Consider the following 14,055-nt stretch of genomic DNA (forward strand, 5'->3'; position numbering starts at 1 on the left):
GTCTATGACGGCATCCCGCATCTGCTCACCCCCGTCGTCACCGACCCCAAGAAGGCGGTCGTCGCCCTCAAATGGGCGGTGCGCGAGATGGAGGAGCGCTACAAGAAGATGTCGAAGCTCTCGGTGCGCAACATCGACGGCTTCAACGCCCGCGTCGGCGAGGCCAAGGCGGCAGGGGAGGTCATCACCCGCACCGTCCAGACCGGCTTCGACAAGGGCACCGGCGAGGCGATCTACGAGGAGGAGGTCATGGACCTCGAGCCTCTGCCCTACATCGTCGTCATCGTCGACGAGATGGCCGACCTGATGATGGTCGCCGGCAAGGAGATCGAAGGCACCATCCAGCGCCTCGCCCAGATGGCGCGCGCCGCCGGCATCCATGTCGTGCTCGCCACCCAGCGCCCCTCGGTCGACGTCATCACCGGCACGATCAAGGCCAACTTCCCGACCCGCATCTCCTTCCAGGTCACCAGCAAGATCGACAGCCGCACCATCCTCGGCGAGATGGGCGCCGAGCAGCTGCTCGGCCAGGGCGACATGCTCTACATGGCCGGCGGCGGGCGCATCACCCGCGTCCACGGCCCCTTCGTCTCCGATGCCGAGGTCGAGAAGGTCGTGGCGCATCTCAAGACGCAGGGGCGGCCGCAATATCTCGACGCCGTCACCAGCGAAGAGGAAGAGGGCGCGGACGGCGAGGACGGCGCGGTCTTCGACCAGGGCAGCTTCGGCGAGTCCGGCGGCGACCTCTACGACCAGGCGGTGCAGGTGGTGCTGCGCGACAAGAAGGCCTCGACCTCCTACATCCAGCGCCGCCTCCAGATCGGCTACAACCGCGCCGCATCCATCATGGAACGCATGGAAAACGAAGGCATCGTCGGACCCGCAAACCACGCAGGAAAACGAGAGATCCTGGTGGAGACGCAAGGCGGCGAGGATTGAGCTGTTTTCGCTCGTCCATGGTGTCGCAGGGCTTGCCCCCCTTCGCTCCCGTCCTCAAATTGCCACCAGCACCGTGCAACCTCGGCGCTATGCCCGGCGTTGGAATACCGGTTCGGTCCAAGGCCGATGGGCGCAAGACGGTAAGGCCGGCGCGGCGAATGATGGAGCAGGATCGCTCATGACGAGGTTCCCGACCCTTCGGGCAACGGCCCTGGCAGTCGCCATCGGTACGCTCGGTGCCGGCGCGGCGCAGGCTCAGCCTCTGCAGCTGCAGCCCCCCGCGGCCTCCAAGCCGGTGGTCAAAGCCGCGCCCAAGCGTATCCCGATGCCGCCGGTGCGCCCAGCCGATCTCGGCCTGACCCGCACGGCGATGAACGACGACACCGGCGCGCCGCCCGTCACCGCGGCGGTCGCTCAGGCCCCGCGCACCGCCGCCATGCCCGACACCGCCAAGCCCGAGGTGAAGCAGGCCGCCGCACCCGCCAAGGGCAAATTCCCGGCCCCCGCGACGCAGGAGGAGGCGATCGACCGGCTGAACGCCTATCTCAACAGCTTCACCAGCCTGCAGGGCAATTTCATCCAGTTCGCGGCCAACGGAAAACGGCTGGAAGGGCGCATCTACATCCAGCGTCCCGGCAAGATGCGCTTCGAATACGACCCGCCCGCCACGACCGAGATCATCGCAGACGGCACCTCGGTCGCGATCCGCGACACGAGGCTGGCGACGCAGGATCTCTATTCGCTGGGCCAGACGCCGCTGAAATTCCTGGTGCGCGAGAAGATGGATCTGAGCCGCGAGGGCACCATCACCGGCGCCAGCATCGATGGCAGCATCCTCTCCGTGAGGCTCGAGGACCGTTCCACCCTGGGCGGCACCTCCAAGATCACGCTGAAGTTCGACCTCGCCAACAACGAGCTGAAGCAGTGGATCGTCGTCGATCCGCAGGGCTACCAGACCTCGGTCGCGCTTTACGACCTCGACACCCAGCGCCGGCCGGACCCGAAAAACTTCGTCATCGACTACCAACGCAAGCTCTGAGCGGGGCTGCGTTGAAAGCGCTTGCCTTTCGGCGCCGTGCGACCCAGTTTCCGGCGTCTTCGCGCCGGAAACCTCGCCTTGCAACTGACCGTCACCAGCTGGAACATCAATTCGGTGCGCCTGCGCATCGGCATGGTCGCAGAGTTCCTGACCCGCCACGCGCCGGATATCCTATGCCTTCAGGAAACCAAGACGCCCGACGAGCAGTTTCCAGCCAAGGCGTTCCAGCAGCTCGGCTATGTCCATCAGGCCTTCATCGGCCAGAAGGGCTATAACGGCGTCGCCATCGTCTCGAAGCTTCCCTTCAGCGAGCGCGAGGCGATGTCGATGTGCGGGCGAAACGACGCCAGGCACATGACGGTCACGCTCGATGCGGCAGCCGGCCCCGCCGCCGGCATCGCCATCCATAACTTCTACATTCCGGCCGGTGGCGACATTCCCGACCCCGATCTGAACGCAAAATTCGCCCACAAGCTCGCCTTCCTCGACGAGATCGGTGTGTGGGGCATGACGAAGAAGCCGACCGACCGGCCGGCCATCCTGCTCGGCGACCTCAACATCGCGCCCTATGAGCATGATGTCTGGAGTCACAAGCAGCTGCTCGACGTCGTCAGCCACACGCCCATCGAGACCACGACGCTCGAGAAGCTGCGCTCAGAGCTGGGCTGGACCGATGCCGCGCGCACGCTCCGACCTGAGCCAGAAAAGCTCTATTCCTGGTGGAGCTATCGCGCGCAGGACTGGCAGGCATCCAATCGCGGCCGCCGCCTCGATCACATCTGGCTGTCGGACGCACTGAAACCGACGCTGCAAGATGTGACCTTCCTGAGCGAGGCCCGCGGCTGGGAACGTCCCTCCGACCATGTGCCCGTCACGGTGACTCTGGCACTCTGAAGCGCGCTCAGGCCCCGTCGATCGCCTTCAACGCCCGCTCGACCGCCCCCAGCTCGCCGACGAAGCCGCGCAGCCTGTCGCCGATCGCGGCGGCGATCGCCTCGGCCGAGGCGGGCGATTCGCCCAGCACGCGCCGCATCACGCTGCGCGGCAGCCGCATGATCTGGCTCGGTTCGCGGGCGATCACGGTGGAAGGCCGCGACACTGCGGTGAACAGGGCGAGCTCGCCGACGAGCCCGCCGGGACCGACGATCTCGCGGGCCGGCCGGCCTTCCTCCTCCATCACCGCGAGCGCTCCGGACACGACGAGAGCGGCCCCGTCCGCGGCCTCGCCCGCACGGAACAGAACGTCTCCCGCGCGCAGGCTGCGCGTCTCGGCTGCGAAAGCCAGGAGCCGCAGGGCGTCGCGCTCCATCAGCCCCAGCAAGGGCTGCCGGGCCAGCAGGGCCATGTCGTCGTCGAGCGACATGCCTCAGGGATTCAGCCGGTAGCCGCCGGCATCGGTGACCAGCAGCCGCGCCTGCGTCGGATCGGGCTCGATCTTCTGGCGCAGGCGATAGATATGCGTTTCGAGCGTGTGGGTGGTCACCTGGCTGTTATAGCCCCAGACCTCCTGCAGCAGCACCTCCCGTGCGATCGGCTTGCGTCCGGCCCGGTAGAGAAAGCGCAGAATCGCCGTCTCCTTCTCCGTCAGCTTGGTCTTCGAGCCTTTTTCGCTGACGAGCAGCTTGGAGCCGGGATGGAAGGTGTAGGGCCCGACCTGAAAAACCGCGTCCTCGCTCGCCTCGTGCTGACGCAGATGCGCGCGGATGCGGGCCAGCAGCACGGCGAATTTGAAGGGCTTGACGACATAGTCGTTGGCTCCCGCTTCCAGCCCCATCACCGTATCGGCGTCGGACCCCTGGGCGGTCAGCATGACCACGGGGCTCTTGAAGCCGTTGCGCCGCATGATCTTGACCGCCTCGCGCCCGTCCATGTCCGGCAAACCGACATCCATGATCGCAAGGTCGATGCGCTCGCCCTGGACGGCCTTGATCGCCCCGCCGGCATCGCCCGCCGTCGAAAGCCGGAATTCGTCATAAAGGGCGAGCTGCTCGGCCAGCGCATCGCGCAGGGTCTGGTCGTCATCGACCAGGAGAATATGATGGACGACGGACATCGGGTGTTCGCTCGCACGCAGGAAGAGGGCAACATGAGGCCGCGCCATCGTCATCGCAAGTCGCCGGGGCTGCTATCCCCGTGAGAAACCGCAGAAAAGCCGCCTCGTCCGGGCCGAAGACCCTGCGGACGCTGCGGGTCTTCGCCTCCGTGCGCGACCGCAGCAAGGGCTTCCTCGTCGCCGGCGCGGCGAGCTTTCCCTGCGCGCTGGGCCGCTCCGGCATCCTCACCCGCAAGCGGGAAGGCGATGGCGGCACCCCGCGCGCCGATCTGCCGCTGCGGCGCGTCTTCTATCGCGCGGACCGGATCGGCCGCCCCCGGACCCTCCTGCCGCTGCGGCGGATCGGCCCGCGCGACGCCTGGTGCGACGATGCGACAGACCGCCGCTACAACCGCCTGATCGACCGTCCGCCGGGGCAGGCGGAGGAGAGGCTCCAGCGCGAGGACAAGCTCTACGACGTCATCGTCGAGCTGGGCTGGAACGACCGACCGGTGATTCGCGGCCGCGGCAGCGCCATTTTCTGGCATCTCGCCCGGCCCGGCTTCACCCCCACCGCCGGCTGCGTCGCGGTCGAGGCCCATGTCTTCGCCAAGGTGCTGCCGCGTCTGGCACGGCATTGCGTCATCAGCGTGAGGTAGGGCTGAGCCTCAGCCCCGCTCTCCGAAGATCGCGCTGCCGACGCGCACATGCGTGGCGCCGAGCTGGATGGCCGCCTCGTAGTCGGCGCTCATGCCCATGGACAGGCCCGTCAGCCCGTTGCGCCTGGCGATCTTGGCCAGCAGGCCGAAATGCGGCGAAGGCGGCTCTTCGGCGGGGGGGATGCACATCAGCCCATCGATGGTCAGCCCGTGGACATCTCGGCAGCGGGCGAGGAAGGCATCGACCTCACCGAGCAACACGCCGCCCTTCTGCGGTTCCTCCCCGGTATTCACCTGCACGAAGAGGCGGGGTGAGCGCCCTGCCCGCGCGATCTCGCGCGCCAGCTCCCTGGCGAGGCTCTCGCGGTCCAGCGACTGGATGACGTCGAAGAGCTCGACGGCCTCGCGCGCCTTGTTGGATTGCAGCGGGCCGATCATGTGGAGCTCGGCATCGGGGAAGCGCTCCTTCAGCGCCGGCCACTTCGCCTTCGCCTCCTGCACATAGTTCTCGCCGAAGAGGCGCTGGCCCGCCTCCAGCGTCTCGGCGATCGGCTCGGCCGGCTTGGTCTTCGAAACGGCGATCAGGGCGACGCTGTCCGGCCGGCGCCCGAAATCCTTCGCGGCCCGGGACACCGAGGCCCGCACGGCCTCCAGCCGCGTTACCGTATCGCTCATCGCAGACCCTCTCATGCCGCGCGCGCCGTTGACCGCGTGCGCGCAATGGTGTCCTAGAACAAGATGTGGAAAACCGGCATCCGGTTTCTCACATATGGCTCCTGCGCCCGCGCGATGTCCCGCCCGGCGCATATCCGAGAATGCCCTCCGCAATGGCCGTCGAACGCTACAACCCCAAAGAATCCGAGCCGAAATGGCGTGCCGTCTGGGAGGAGCGCAAGCTCTTCGAGACCCGCAACGACGACCCGCGTCCGAGCTATTATGTGCTCGAGATGTTCCCCTATCCATCCGGGCGCATCCATATGGGCCATGTCCGGAACTACGCGATGGGCGACGTGGTGGCGCGCTACAAGCGGGCAAAGGGCTTTGCCGTTCTGCACCCGATGGGGTGGGACGCCTTCGGCCTTCCGGCGGAAAACGCCGCCAAGCAGAAGAAAGTGCATCCGCGCGAATGGACCTATGAAAACATCGCCACGATGCGCAAGCAGCTGAAGTCGATGGGTCTGTCCCTCGACTGGAGCCGCGAACTGGCGACCTGCGACCCGAGCTATTATCGCCATCAGCAGAAGATGTTCCTGGACTTCCTGAAGGCCGGGCTGGTCGATCGCAAAACGGCGAAGGTCAATTGGGATCCGGTCGACGAGACGGTCCTCGCCAACGAGCAGGTCATCGACGGGCGCGGCTGGCGCTCGGGAGCGCTGGTCGAGATCCGCGAACTCACCCAGTGGTTCTTCAAGATCACGGATTTCGGGCAGGAGCTGCACGACGCGCTGGAGGGGCTGACCCGCTGGCCCGACAAGGTGCGGCTGATGCAGAAGAACTGGATCGGCCGCTCGGAAGGGCTGCTGGTTCGTTTCGCGCTCGAATCGAATGCCGGTGGGCAGGACGAGGTCGAGGTCTATACGACGCGCCCCGACACGCTGTTCGGCGCCAAATTCGTCGCCATCGCGCCCGATCATCCGATCGCCAAGACTCTCGCTTCCGGCAGCGCCCAGCTGCGCGGCTTCATAGAGGAGTGCAAGCGCACCGGCACGGCGCAAGAAAACATCGACAAGGCCGAGAAGCTCGGCTTCGACACCGGCCTGCGCGCCGTCCACCCGCTCGATCCGAGCTGGACTCTGCCGGTCTATGTCGCGAATTTCGTGCTGATGGAATACGGCACCGGCGCGATTTTCGGCTGTCCGGCGCACGACCAGCGCGACCTCGACTTCGTCAACAAATACGGTCTCGGCAACACGCCGGTGGTGGCACCGGAAGGCACCGATCCGGCGATCTTCGTCGTCACCGATACCGCCTATGATGGTGACGGCCGCATGATCAACTCCCGCTTCCTCGACGGGCTGACGATCGCGCAGGCCAAGGAAGAGGTCGCACGCCGGCTGGAGAGCGAAACCCGAGGCAACCGTCCGGTCGGCCAGCGCAAGGTGAATTTCCGCCTGCGCGACTGGGGCGTTTCGCGCCAGCGCTACTGGGGCTGCCCGATCCCCGTGATTCATTGTTCCGCATGCGGAACGGTGCCAGTGCCGGATGCCGATCTCCCGGTGCAGTTGCCCGACGACGTGTCGTTCGACCGTCCGGGCAACCCGCTCGATCACCATCCGACCTGGAAGCACGTCGCTTGCCCGCAATGCGGCAAGGATGCGCGCCGCGAAACCGACACGATGGACACCTTCGTCGATTCGTCCTGGTATTTCACCCGCTTCACCGATCCCTGGCGCACGACGAGTCCCACCGACCGCGCCGCCGTCGATCGCTTCCTGCCGGTCGACCAGTATATCGGCGGCGTCGAGCACGCGATCCTGCATCTGCTCTATTCGCGCTTCTTCACCCGGGCGATGAAGCAGACCGGCCATGCCGGGCTGGACGAGCCCTTCGCCGGGCTCTTCACCCAGGGCATGGTCGTTCACGAGACCTATCGCGCCGAAAACGGCGACTGGGTCGAGCCGGGCAATGTCCGCATCGAGGTCAGCGGCGCCGAGCGCAAGGGCTTCGACGTCGAGACCGGTGCGCCGATCGAGATCGGCGCCATCGAGAAGATGTCGAAGTCGAAGAAGAATGTCGTCGATCCCGACGACATCATCGCCTCCTACGGTGCGGATACCGCGCGCTGGTTCATGCTCTCGGACTCGCCGCCGGATCGCGATGTGATCTGGACCGACGAGGGCGTGCAGGGCGCCGCCCGCTTCGTGCAGCGCCTCTGGCGCCTCATCGGCGAGATCGCGGAGCGCATACCGGCCGAGACGCACGCCCCGGCAGCGTTCGGAGAGGCCGCGCTGACCCTGCGCAAGGCGGCTCACCGCGCGCTGGACGCGGTTGGCGCGGATATCGAGCGGCTGGCCTTCAACCGCTGCATCGCCCATATCTACACGCTGACGAACGCCATCGGCAAAGCGCTGGACTCCGCCGCCGAAACGGCCGATCTGCCGCCTGATGCCGCCTATGCGCTGCGCGAAGCGGCCATCATTGCCGCCCAGCTCGTGGCACCGATGATGCCGCATCTGGCAGAGGAATGCTGGCAGGCGCTGAATCAGCCCGGACTGATCGGCGAGGCGTCCTGGCCGCAGGCCGAGCCCGCCCTGCTGAAGGACGACAGCATCACATTGCCCGTGCAGATCAACGGCAAGAAGCGGGCGGAGGTGACTGTGGCCGCCGATGCCGATAGCGTGACCGTGGAAGCGGCGACGCGGGCGCATGACGCGGTCGTCCGGGCCCTGGAAGGGCGCCCGATCCGCAAGATCATCGTGGTTCCCGGGAGAATCGTGAATGTCGTCGTCTGAAATCCCGGCAAGCTTCTCGCGGCGCGTCGCTCTGGCGGGCCTGCTGGGAGCTGCTCTGCTCGCCGGCGGCTGCTTTCGCCCGCTTTATGCCGAAAGCACCGCGAGCTCGCTCGGCGGCAGCGTGCGCTCGGCGCTTCAGGCGATCGAATTTCCCGAGACCAAGGGTCTGATCAGCCATTATCTGCGCAACGAACTCGTCTTCGAGTTCGACGGCGGCAACGGCCCCGATGTTCCCAAGACGCTGCGATTCGAAACGGCGCTCGCCGATTCGGTCGAGGTCGTCTCGGTGGACTACGCCAATGGCCGCGCCGATTCGGCCGTGCTGAACGTCACCGCCACCTGGAAGGTCACGCGGATCGGCAGCGGCGAGGTCGTCTCCTCCGGCACCAACTCGGTTCGCGAGCCTTATGAGCGCTCCTCCCAACGCTTTGCGGTGATCAGGGCTGCCCGCGACGCCCAGATCCGCGCCGCCAAGAACCTCGCCGGCATGATCCGGGCCCAGATCGCCGCCGATCTGACGCGCTGACGGCCGATGGTCGCGATCAAGGCGCATGAGGCCGAGCGGACCCTCGCCCGTCTCGATCCGGCCTGGCGCCTGATCCTATTCTATGGGCCCGATGCCGGCCTGGTCAGCGAACGGGGCGCGGCGCTCGCCCGCACGAGCGTCGACGATCCGCTGGACGCCTTCCAGCTGGTTCGCATGGATGGGGATTCGGTCGCGGCCGACCCGCTCAAGCTCGTCGACGAGGCGAATACGATCGGCCTTTTCGGTGGGCGCCGGGCCATCCGCGTCTCGCCGACATCGAAGCCGCTACTGGCAGCGGTCGAGCCGCTGATCGCGGCCCCATCGCAGGATGCGCTGGTCATCATCGAGGCGGGAGATCTGCAGCGAACCAATCCGCTGCGTACGGCTTGCGAGCGGGCAAGGACGGCGCTCGCCGTACCGTGCTATGGCGATGCCGCCCGCGATCTGGGTTCGATCATTGACGAGATGGTGCGCGCCGCGGGCAAATCCATCGACCGCAACAGCCGCGAGCATCTCGCGAGCCTGCTCGGCGGCGACCGACAGACCTCCCGGCGCGAGATCGAGAAGCTGCTGCTTTATGCCGGCGGCGACACCCAGATCACCGAAAGCCATATCGACGCGATCGTCGGCGACACGGCCCAGCGCGAGCAGAACATGCTGGTCGATGCTGTCTTCGCCGGAAAGCTGCCGGTGCTCGATCTAGCGCAGGCCAAGCTGAGCAGCGAAGGGCTCGATCCCGGAGTCATGCTGGGCGCCGTGCTGCGCCAGGCTCTGATCCTGCTGAAGGCCCGACAGAGCGTGGAGGCGGGCAAGGCGATCAAGGAGGTGGTGGGCGGCATGCGCCTGCCCTATCCGCGAATCGCGACCATGGAAGCCGCATTGGCGGCTTGGAACAGCGCGAAGCTCACCGAGGCCGTCACGCTGCTGGGCAATGCCGTGCTGGCGACGCGCCAGAATGCCGAAACCGGCCGGGCCGGTGCGACCCGCGCCTTATGGACCCTGGCGCGGCTGGCCCGGAGCAGCCGATCCGACTGATCAGGCCTTCAGGCGTCGGCAAAGCGCGTCGAGCTGGTCGAGCGTCTTGTAGCCGATCTTGACCTCGCCGCTGCCATTGGCCCGGTGGCTGATCGTCACCGTGACGCCGAGCGCCTCTTCCAGCGCCTTTTCCAGGGCCCGGGTATCGGCGTCCTTGGCGGCCTTCGGCTTGGCGGCGGGCACAGCCGATTTTGTCTCGCCGCGCGCCTCTTCCTGAACGATCCGCTCGATGTCGCGGACGCTCAGGCCGTCGGCGACGATCTTCTTCGCCATGAATTCCGGGTCCGAAACGGAAAGCAGGGCCCGCGCATGGCCGGCAGAGACCGCGCCCTCGCTCACCATCTGCCGCACCGGCTCCGGCAGCTTCGAGAGGCGCAGCGTATTGGCGACATGGCTGCGGCTCTTGCCGATGACCCGCGCCAGATCGTTCTGCGTATAGCCGAATTCGGCGATCAGCCGCTCATAGCCGGCTGCTTCCTCGATCGCATTGAGATCGGCGCGCTGAACGTTCTCGACGATCGCGATCTCGAGCGCTTCCCGATCATCCGCTTCGACCAGGAGAACCGGGACATCGTGCAGTTCGGCCCGCTGGGCCGCGCGCCAGCGGCGTTCGCCGGCGATGATCTCATAGGCATCGATCATGCCGGGGATCGTGCGCACGATAATCGGCTGCAGAATGCCCCGCTCCTTGATCGATGCCGTCAGATCATCGAGATCGGCCTCGGTGAAGCTGCGCCGCGGATTGCGTGCGCTCGGCCGCAGGAACTCCACCGGCACGCGCCTCTGGCCACGGGCCCGTTCGATCGCGCCGATCTCCTCGCCGACATCGCCGATCAAGGCAGCCAGACCCCGACCCAGGCGGGAGCGACCCTGTTCTTCGGCCATCGCCATATCCCCGTACTCTCTCGCTATCTCTGTTGAACGATGCCGACGGCCTTCCAGCCAAGCCGGACGAGAGGTGTCAGGCGGCAGCCCGGAGAGAGCGCTCGCGCTTGATCACCTCGGAGGCCAGACGCAGATAGGCCTGCGAGCCCGAGCAGCGCAGGTCGTAAAGCAAGGCCGGCTTGCCATAGGACGGTGCTTCGGAAACCCGCACATTGCGTGGGATCACCGTCTCATAAACCTTATCGCCGAGGAAATTCTTCACATCGGCCATGACCTGACCCGAGAGATTGTTTCGGGGGTCGAACATTGTCAGGACGACGCCCTGGATGACGAGGCGCGGGTTCAACCCGGCACGCACCTGCTCGACCGTCTTGAGAAGCTGGCTCAGGCCTTCCAGCGCGAAAAACTCGCATTGCAGCGGCACCAACACCGCATCGGAGGCCGTCATCGCATTGATGGTGATCAGGCTGAGCGAAGGCGGGCAATCGATCAGAACATAGGTGAGATCCTGGCAGCGCTGATCATACATCAGCTCGTCGATGGCGTTCTTCAGCCGGTGAGCGCGGTCCTTCGCCGAAGCGATCTCCAGCTCGACGCCCAGCAGGTCGAGGGTCGAGGGAGCCAGCGAAAGTCCGGGCACTGCCGTCGGCTGCATCGCCTGTCCAAGCCCGACATCGCCGCACAGCACGTCATAGGTTGAGGATTTACGGCTCCTGCGGTCGACGCCGAGACCGGTCGAGGCGTTACCTTGGGGATCCAGATCCACGATCAAGACTTTCTCGCCGATCGCGGCAAGCGCGGTCCCGAGATTGATGGCGGTCGTGGTCTTGCCGACGCCGCCTTTTTGATTGGCGAGCGCAATCACCCGCGGGCGGCGCGGCGGCGATACGGTGGAAGCCTGGGTCATGGATCGGCTCGTCTCTCGGCCGAACGAACCATCAGGATTCGCGCGGCGGCATCTGTCACGGAGGAAACCGTTGTCGCCTGAATCTTCCAATATCTGGCTGAGTCGGTCAATTCTGCATCTAGATGTTGTCCCTTCGGAAAGAGCCCGAGGGTGCCGGTTCTCAACAGCTCTTCGCACCAGCCGAGCAGTTGGGGCAGCGCGGCGAGCGCACGCGCGGTCACGACATCGACTTTGCCGGCGAAGGTCGAGGCGATATCCTCGATCCGCGCGGGGTGAACCCGCACCCGCGCGCCCGTGACCCGCGCCGCATGGCGCAGAAAGGCGCATTTGCGGCTGTTGCTTTCGACGAGGTCGATCTGGCCGGCTCCGGTTTCCGCCAGGCAGATGCCGATGACGAGGCCGGGAAATCCACCGCCTGAGCCGAGATCGAGCCAGTTGCGTTTGTCGGACGCCAGCGAAAACAACTGAAGCGAGTCGGCGATATGCCGTGTCCAGACATCGCCGAGGGTCGCCGAGGAGACCAGGTTCTTGGCGGCCTGCCAGCGCTCCAGCTCCGCAACCAGCAGCGCCAGCCGCTCCTCTGTTTCACGTGAAACAGGCGTCAAGCGCAAAGCGCGCTGACGATCCGTCTTATCAACAGTCACGACGCCTCTGTGGATAAGCTGCGCGCCTTGCGGGCGTGTGCGGCCAGGAGAGTGAGAGCGGCCGGTGTCATTCCCTCGATCTTGCCCGCCTGGGCGAGGTCCGCCGGCCGGAGGGACTGCAGCTTGGCTTTGAGCTCGTTGGACAAGCCCGAAATCCCGTCGAGGTCGAGATTCACGGGCACCTTCAACGTCTGATCACGGCGGTAAGACTGGATCTCGGAAGCTTGCCGGTCGAGATAGACCGAATACACCGCATCCGCCGTCACGCGTGAAATGACGGTCTCGGCATAGTCTCCCAATTCGGGCCAGATCGCCGCGAGCTGTCCGAAGTCCACGTCCGGATAGGACAGGATCTGATAGGCCGAGCGCCGCACACCATCGCGATTGAGCTGCACGCCCACAGCGCTCGCTTGCTGCGGCGAGAGCGAAAGGCCCTGCAGCGCATCGCGCAAGCACGAAATCTCCTGCTGCCGCGTCGTGAAGGCCGCCATTCGCCTGGAACCGACGAGGCCGATCTCGGCGCCAAGGCCCGTCAGACGCTCATCGGCATTGTCCACCCGCAGCGAAAGGCGGAATTCCGCTCGGGAGGTGAACATTCGATACGGCTCCGTAACGCCATGCGTCACGAGGTCGTCGATCATCACCCCAATATAGGATTGCGCCCTGTCGAGCACGATCTGCGCGGAGCCGCCGGCCATCCGCGCGGCATTCAGCCCAGCAAGCAGGCCTTGCGCGCCGGCCTCCTCATACCCCGTTGTCCCGTTGATCTGCCCGGCGAGAAACAGCCCCGCGATCGTCCGGGTCTCCAGCGTATTCTTTAAAGCCCTCGGATCGACGAAATCATACTCGATCGCGTAACCTGGCCGCAGCATACGGACCCGCTCGAGGCCGGGGATCGTGGCCAGGAGCCCCAGCTGCACATCTTCCGGCAGCGACGTCGAGATGCCGTTGGGATAGACGGTATCGTCGTCGAGCCCCTCGGGCTCAAGGAAGATCTGATGGCCGTCGCGATCGCCGAAGCGGCCGACCTTGTCTTCGATCGAGGGACAGTAGCGGGGGCCCCGCCCTTCGATCTGGCCTGAGAACATCGGTGCACGATGGAGATTGGCGCGGATCAGCTCATGGCCGGCTAGGGTCGTGCGGGTGATGCCGCATCGGATCTGCGGATTGGTGATCGTGTCAGTCAATGCCGAAAAGGGCTCGGGCGGCTCGTCCCCGGCCTGCATGTCGAGGCTGGCCCAATCGATGGTCCGTCCGTCGAGTCGCGGCGGCGTGCCGGTCTTGAGGCGGCCGAGCGGGAAGCCATGGCGCTCGAGGGTTGCGGCAAGGCCGACAGAAGGCGCCTCGTCGACGCGCCCGGCGGGAATGCGGGTCTCGCCGATATGGATGAGCCCGCGCAAAAAGGTGCCCGTCGTCAGCACGACCGTTCCGGCCCCGAATTGACGGCCATCGGCCATGACCACGCCGATGACGCGCCCTTCTTCGACTGCGAGATCGAAGGCATCGCCGGCGATGATGTCGAGATGGGGCTGCTCGGCAAGGAGCGCCTGCACCGCGGCGCGGTAAAGCTTCCGGTCAGCCTGGGCGCGCGGGCCCCTGACCGCGGGGCCCTTGCGGCGATTGAGCATGCGGAACTGGATGCCGCCGCGATCGGCGGCGAGACCCATGATCCCGTCGAGCGCGTCGATCTCGCGCACGAGATGGCCCTTGCCCAATCCCCCGATCGCGGGATTGCAGGACATGGCGCCGATGGTCTCGGGCTTGTGGGTCACCAGAGCCGTGCGGGCTCCAAGCCGCGCAGCCGCGGCGGCAGCCTCCGTACCGGCATGGCCGCCGCCGACGACGATGACGTCGTAGGATGCTGAAATGGACATGGGGTGTCGCTAGCGAAGCCGGTCTCTGTGGTCAACGGCCAATCGACCCGCTGAGGCGCCAGC

14 protein-coding genes are annotated in these 14,055 nt (G+C 66.2%); 7 read left to right on the top strand and 7 right to left on the bottom strand.

What is annotated here, in order from left to right; all coding sequences use genetic code 11:
* The 3 genes from ACOJTB_RS03080 to xth form a co-directional block, all read left to right on the top strand.
* On the top strand, positions 1 to 939 hold a 939-nt coding region (locus ACOJTB_RS03080; RefSeq protein ID WP_420101053.1), incomplete at its 5' end, for an FtsK/SpoIIIE domain-containing protein.
* A gap of 178 nt (positions 940 to 1,117) precedes the next feature.
* On the top strand, positions 1,118 to 1,978 hold the full coding sequence (locus ACOJTB_RS03085) for a LolA family protein (RefSeq protein WP_420101054.1): 861 nt from the start codon (positions 1,118 to 1,120) through the stop codon (positions 1,976 to 1,978).
* A 78-nt stretch (positions 1,979 to 2,056) separates the two neighbouring features.
* Complete coding sequence (gene xth / locus ACOJTB_RS03090; RefSeq protein ID WP_420101055.1) at positions 2,057 to 2,872, top strand: exodeoxyribonuclease III; 816 nt, start codon at positions 2,057 to 2,059, stop codon at positions 2,870 to 2,872.
* 7 nt (positions 2,873 to 2,879) lie between these two features.
* Here xth and ACOJTB_RS03095 read toward each other — a convergent pair whose 3' ends face one another.
* Together ACOJTB_RS03095 and ACOJTB_RS03100 are read right to left on the bottom strand one after the other, a co-directional pair.
* Positions 2,880 to 3,341 (bottom strand): cyclic nucleotide-binding domain-containing protein, encoded by a 462-nt coding sequence (locus ACOJTB_RS03095; protein WP_420101056.1) that lies wholly within the window; start codon positions 3,339 to 3,341, stop codon positions 2,880 to 2,882.
* Between the two features lie 3 nt (positions 3,342 to 3,344).
* Entirely contained in the window at positions 3,345 to 4,031 is a 687-nt protein-coding gene (locus ACOJTB_RS03100) for a response regulator transcription factor (RefSeq protein ID WP_420101057.1), read from the bottom strand.
* A gap of 80 nt (positions 4,032 to 4,111) precedes the next feature.
* Between ACOJTB_RS03100 and ACOJTB_RS03105 the strand changes: the two genes are divergently transcribed.
* Positions 4,112 to 4,669 (top strand): L,D-transpeptidase family protein, encoded by a 558-nt coding sequence (locus tag ACOJTB_RS03105; RefSeq protein WP_420101058.1) that lies wholly within the window; start codon positions 4,112 to 4,114, stop codon positions 4,667 to 4,669.
* A gap of 9 nt (positions 4,670 to 4,678) precedes the next feature.
* Here ACOJTB_RS03105 and ACOJTB_RS03110 read toward each other — a convergent pair whose 3' ends face one another.
* Positions 4,679 to 5,344, bottom strand: a complete 666-nt coding sequence (locus tag ACOJTB_RS03110; protein WP_420101059.1) for a YggS family pyridoxal phosphate-dependent enzyme — start codon at positions 5,342 to 5,344, stop codon at positions 4,679 to 4,681.
* 152 nt (positions 5,345 to 5,496) lie between these two features.
* On the opposite strand from ACOJTB_RS03110, the gene leuS reads away from it, so the two are divergent.
* Genes leuS through holA form a run of 3 tightly spaced genes read left to right on the top strand, consistent with a single transcriptional unit; the run spans position 5,497 to position 9,682 of the window.
* The gene (leuS, locus tag ACOJTB_RS03115) at positions 5,497 to 8,121 is read left to right on the top strand and encodes a leucine--tRNA ligase (protein ID WP_420101060.1); all 2,625 of its coding nucleotides are present in this window, start codon (positions 5,497 to 5,499) and stop codon (positions 8,119 to 8,121) included.
* Entirely contained in the window at positions 8,108 to 8,647 is a 540-nt protein-coding gene (locus ACOJTB_RS03120; RefSeq protein WP_420101061.1) for an LPS assembly lipoprotein LptE, read from the top strand. The genes leuS and ACOJTB_RS03120 overlap by 14 nt, the downstream gene beginning before the upstream one ends.
* A gap of 6 nt (positions 8,648 to 8,653) precedes the next feature.
* A complete protein-coding gene (gene holA / locus ACOJTB_RS03125; RefSeq protein WP_420101062.1) occupies positions 8,654 to 9,682 on the top strand; it encodes a DNA polymerase III subunit delta in 1,029 nt (342 codons plus the stop codon).
* Here holA and ACOJTB_RS03130 read toward each other — a convergent pair whose 3' ends face one another.
* From ACOJTB_RS03130 to mnmG, 4 genes are all read right to left on the bottom strand, one after another.
* Positions 9,683 to 10,567, bottom strand: a complete 885-nt coding sequence (locus ACOJTB_RS03130) for a ParB/RepB/Spo0J family partition protein (RefSeq protein WP_420101063.1) — start codon at positions 10,565 to 10,567, stop codon at positions 9,683 to 9,685.
* Positions 10,568 to 10,643: 76 nt separating this feature from the next.
* Positions 10,644 to 11,474, bottom strand: a complete 831-nt coding sequence (locus ACOJTB_RS03135) for a ParA family protein (RefSeq protein ID WP_420101083.1) — start codon at positions 11,472 to 11,474, stop codon at positions 10,644 to 10,646.
* Positions 11,471 to 12,118, bottom strand: coding sequence for a 16S rRNA (guanine(527)-N(7))-methyltransferase RsmG (gene rsmG / locus ACOJTB_RS03140; protein ID WP_420101064.1), 648 nt, complete (start codon positions 12,116 to 12,118; stop codon positions 11,471 to 11,473). The genes ACOJTB_RS03135 and rsmG overlap by 4 nt, the downstream gene beginning before the upstream one ends.
* Positions 12,115 to 13,992: a tRNA uridine-5-carboxymethylaminomethyl(34) synthesis enzyme MnmG gene (mnmG, locus tag ACOJTB_RS03145; RefSeq protein ID WP_420101065.1), complete on the bottom strand. Its 1,878-nt coding sequence runs from the start codon at positions 13,990 to 13,992 to the stop codon at positions 12,115 to 12,117. Before mnmG ends, rsmG begins: the two co-directional genes overlap by 4 nt.
* Between the last annotated feature and the right edge of the window lie 63 nt (positions 13,993 to 14,055).

The sequence above is a fragment of the Allobosea sp. genome, from assembly GCF_048595345.1.
In the GTDB taxonomy this organism is placed as follows: Bacteria; Pseudomonadota; Alphaproteobacteria; order Rhizobiales; family Beijerinckiaceae; genus Allobosea.

Coding starts and splice junctions, on each gene's coding strand:
- holA (WP_420101062.1), top strand. CDS start 8,654: ATGGTCGCGATCAAGGCGCATGAGGCCGAGCGGACCCTCGCCCGTCTC.
- ACOJTB_RS03120 (WP_420101061.1), top strand. CDS start 8,108: ATGTCGTCGTCTGAAATCCCGGCAAGCTTCTCGCGGCGCGTCGCTCTG.
- mnmG (WP_420101065.1), bottom strand. CDS start 13,992: ATGTCCATTTCAGCATCCTACGACGTCATCGTCGTCGGCGGCGGCCAT.
- ACOJTB_RS03110 (WP_420101059.1), bottom strand. CDS start 5,344: ATGAGCGATACGGTAACGCGGCTGGAGGCCGTGCGGGCCTCGGTGTCC.
- ACOJTB_RS03085 (WP_420101054.1), top strand. CDS start 1,118: ATGACGAGGTTCCCGACCCTTCGGGCAACGGCCCTGGCAGTCGCCATC.
- ACOJTB_RS03100 (WP_420101057.1), bottom strand. CDS start 4,031: ATGTCCGTCGTCCATCATATTCTCCTGGTCGATGACGACCAGACCCTG.
- ACOJTB_RS03135 (WP_420101083.1), bottom strand. CDS start 11,474: ATGACCCAGGCTTCCACCGTATCGCCGCCGCGCCGCCCGCGGGTGATT.
- ACOJTB_RS03095 (WP_420101056.1), bottom strand. CDS start 3,341: ATGTCGCTCGACGACGACATGGCCCTGCTGGCCCGGCAGCCCTTGCTG.
- ACOJTB_RS03130 (WP_420101063.1), bottom strand. CDS start 10,567: ATGGCCGAAGAACAGGGTCGCTCCCGCCTGGGTCGGGGTCTGGCTGCC.
- leuS (WP_420101060.1), top strand. CDS start 5,497: ATGGCCGTCGAACGCTACAACCCCAAAGAATCCGAGCCGAAATGGCGT.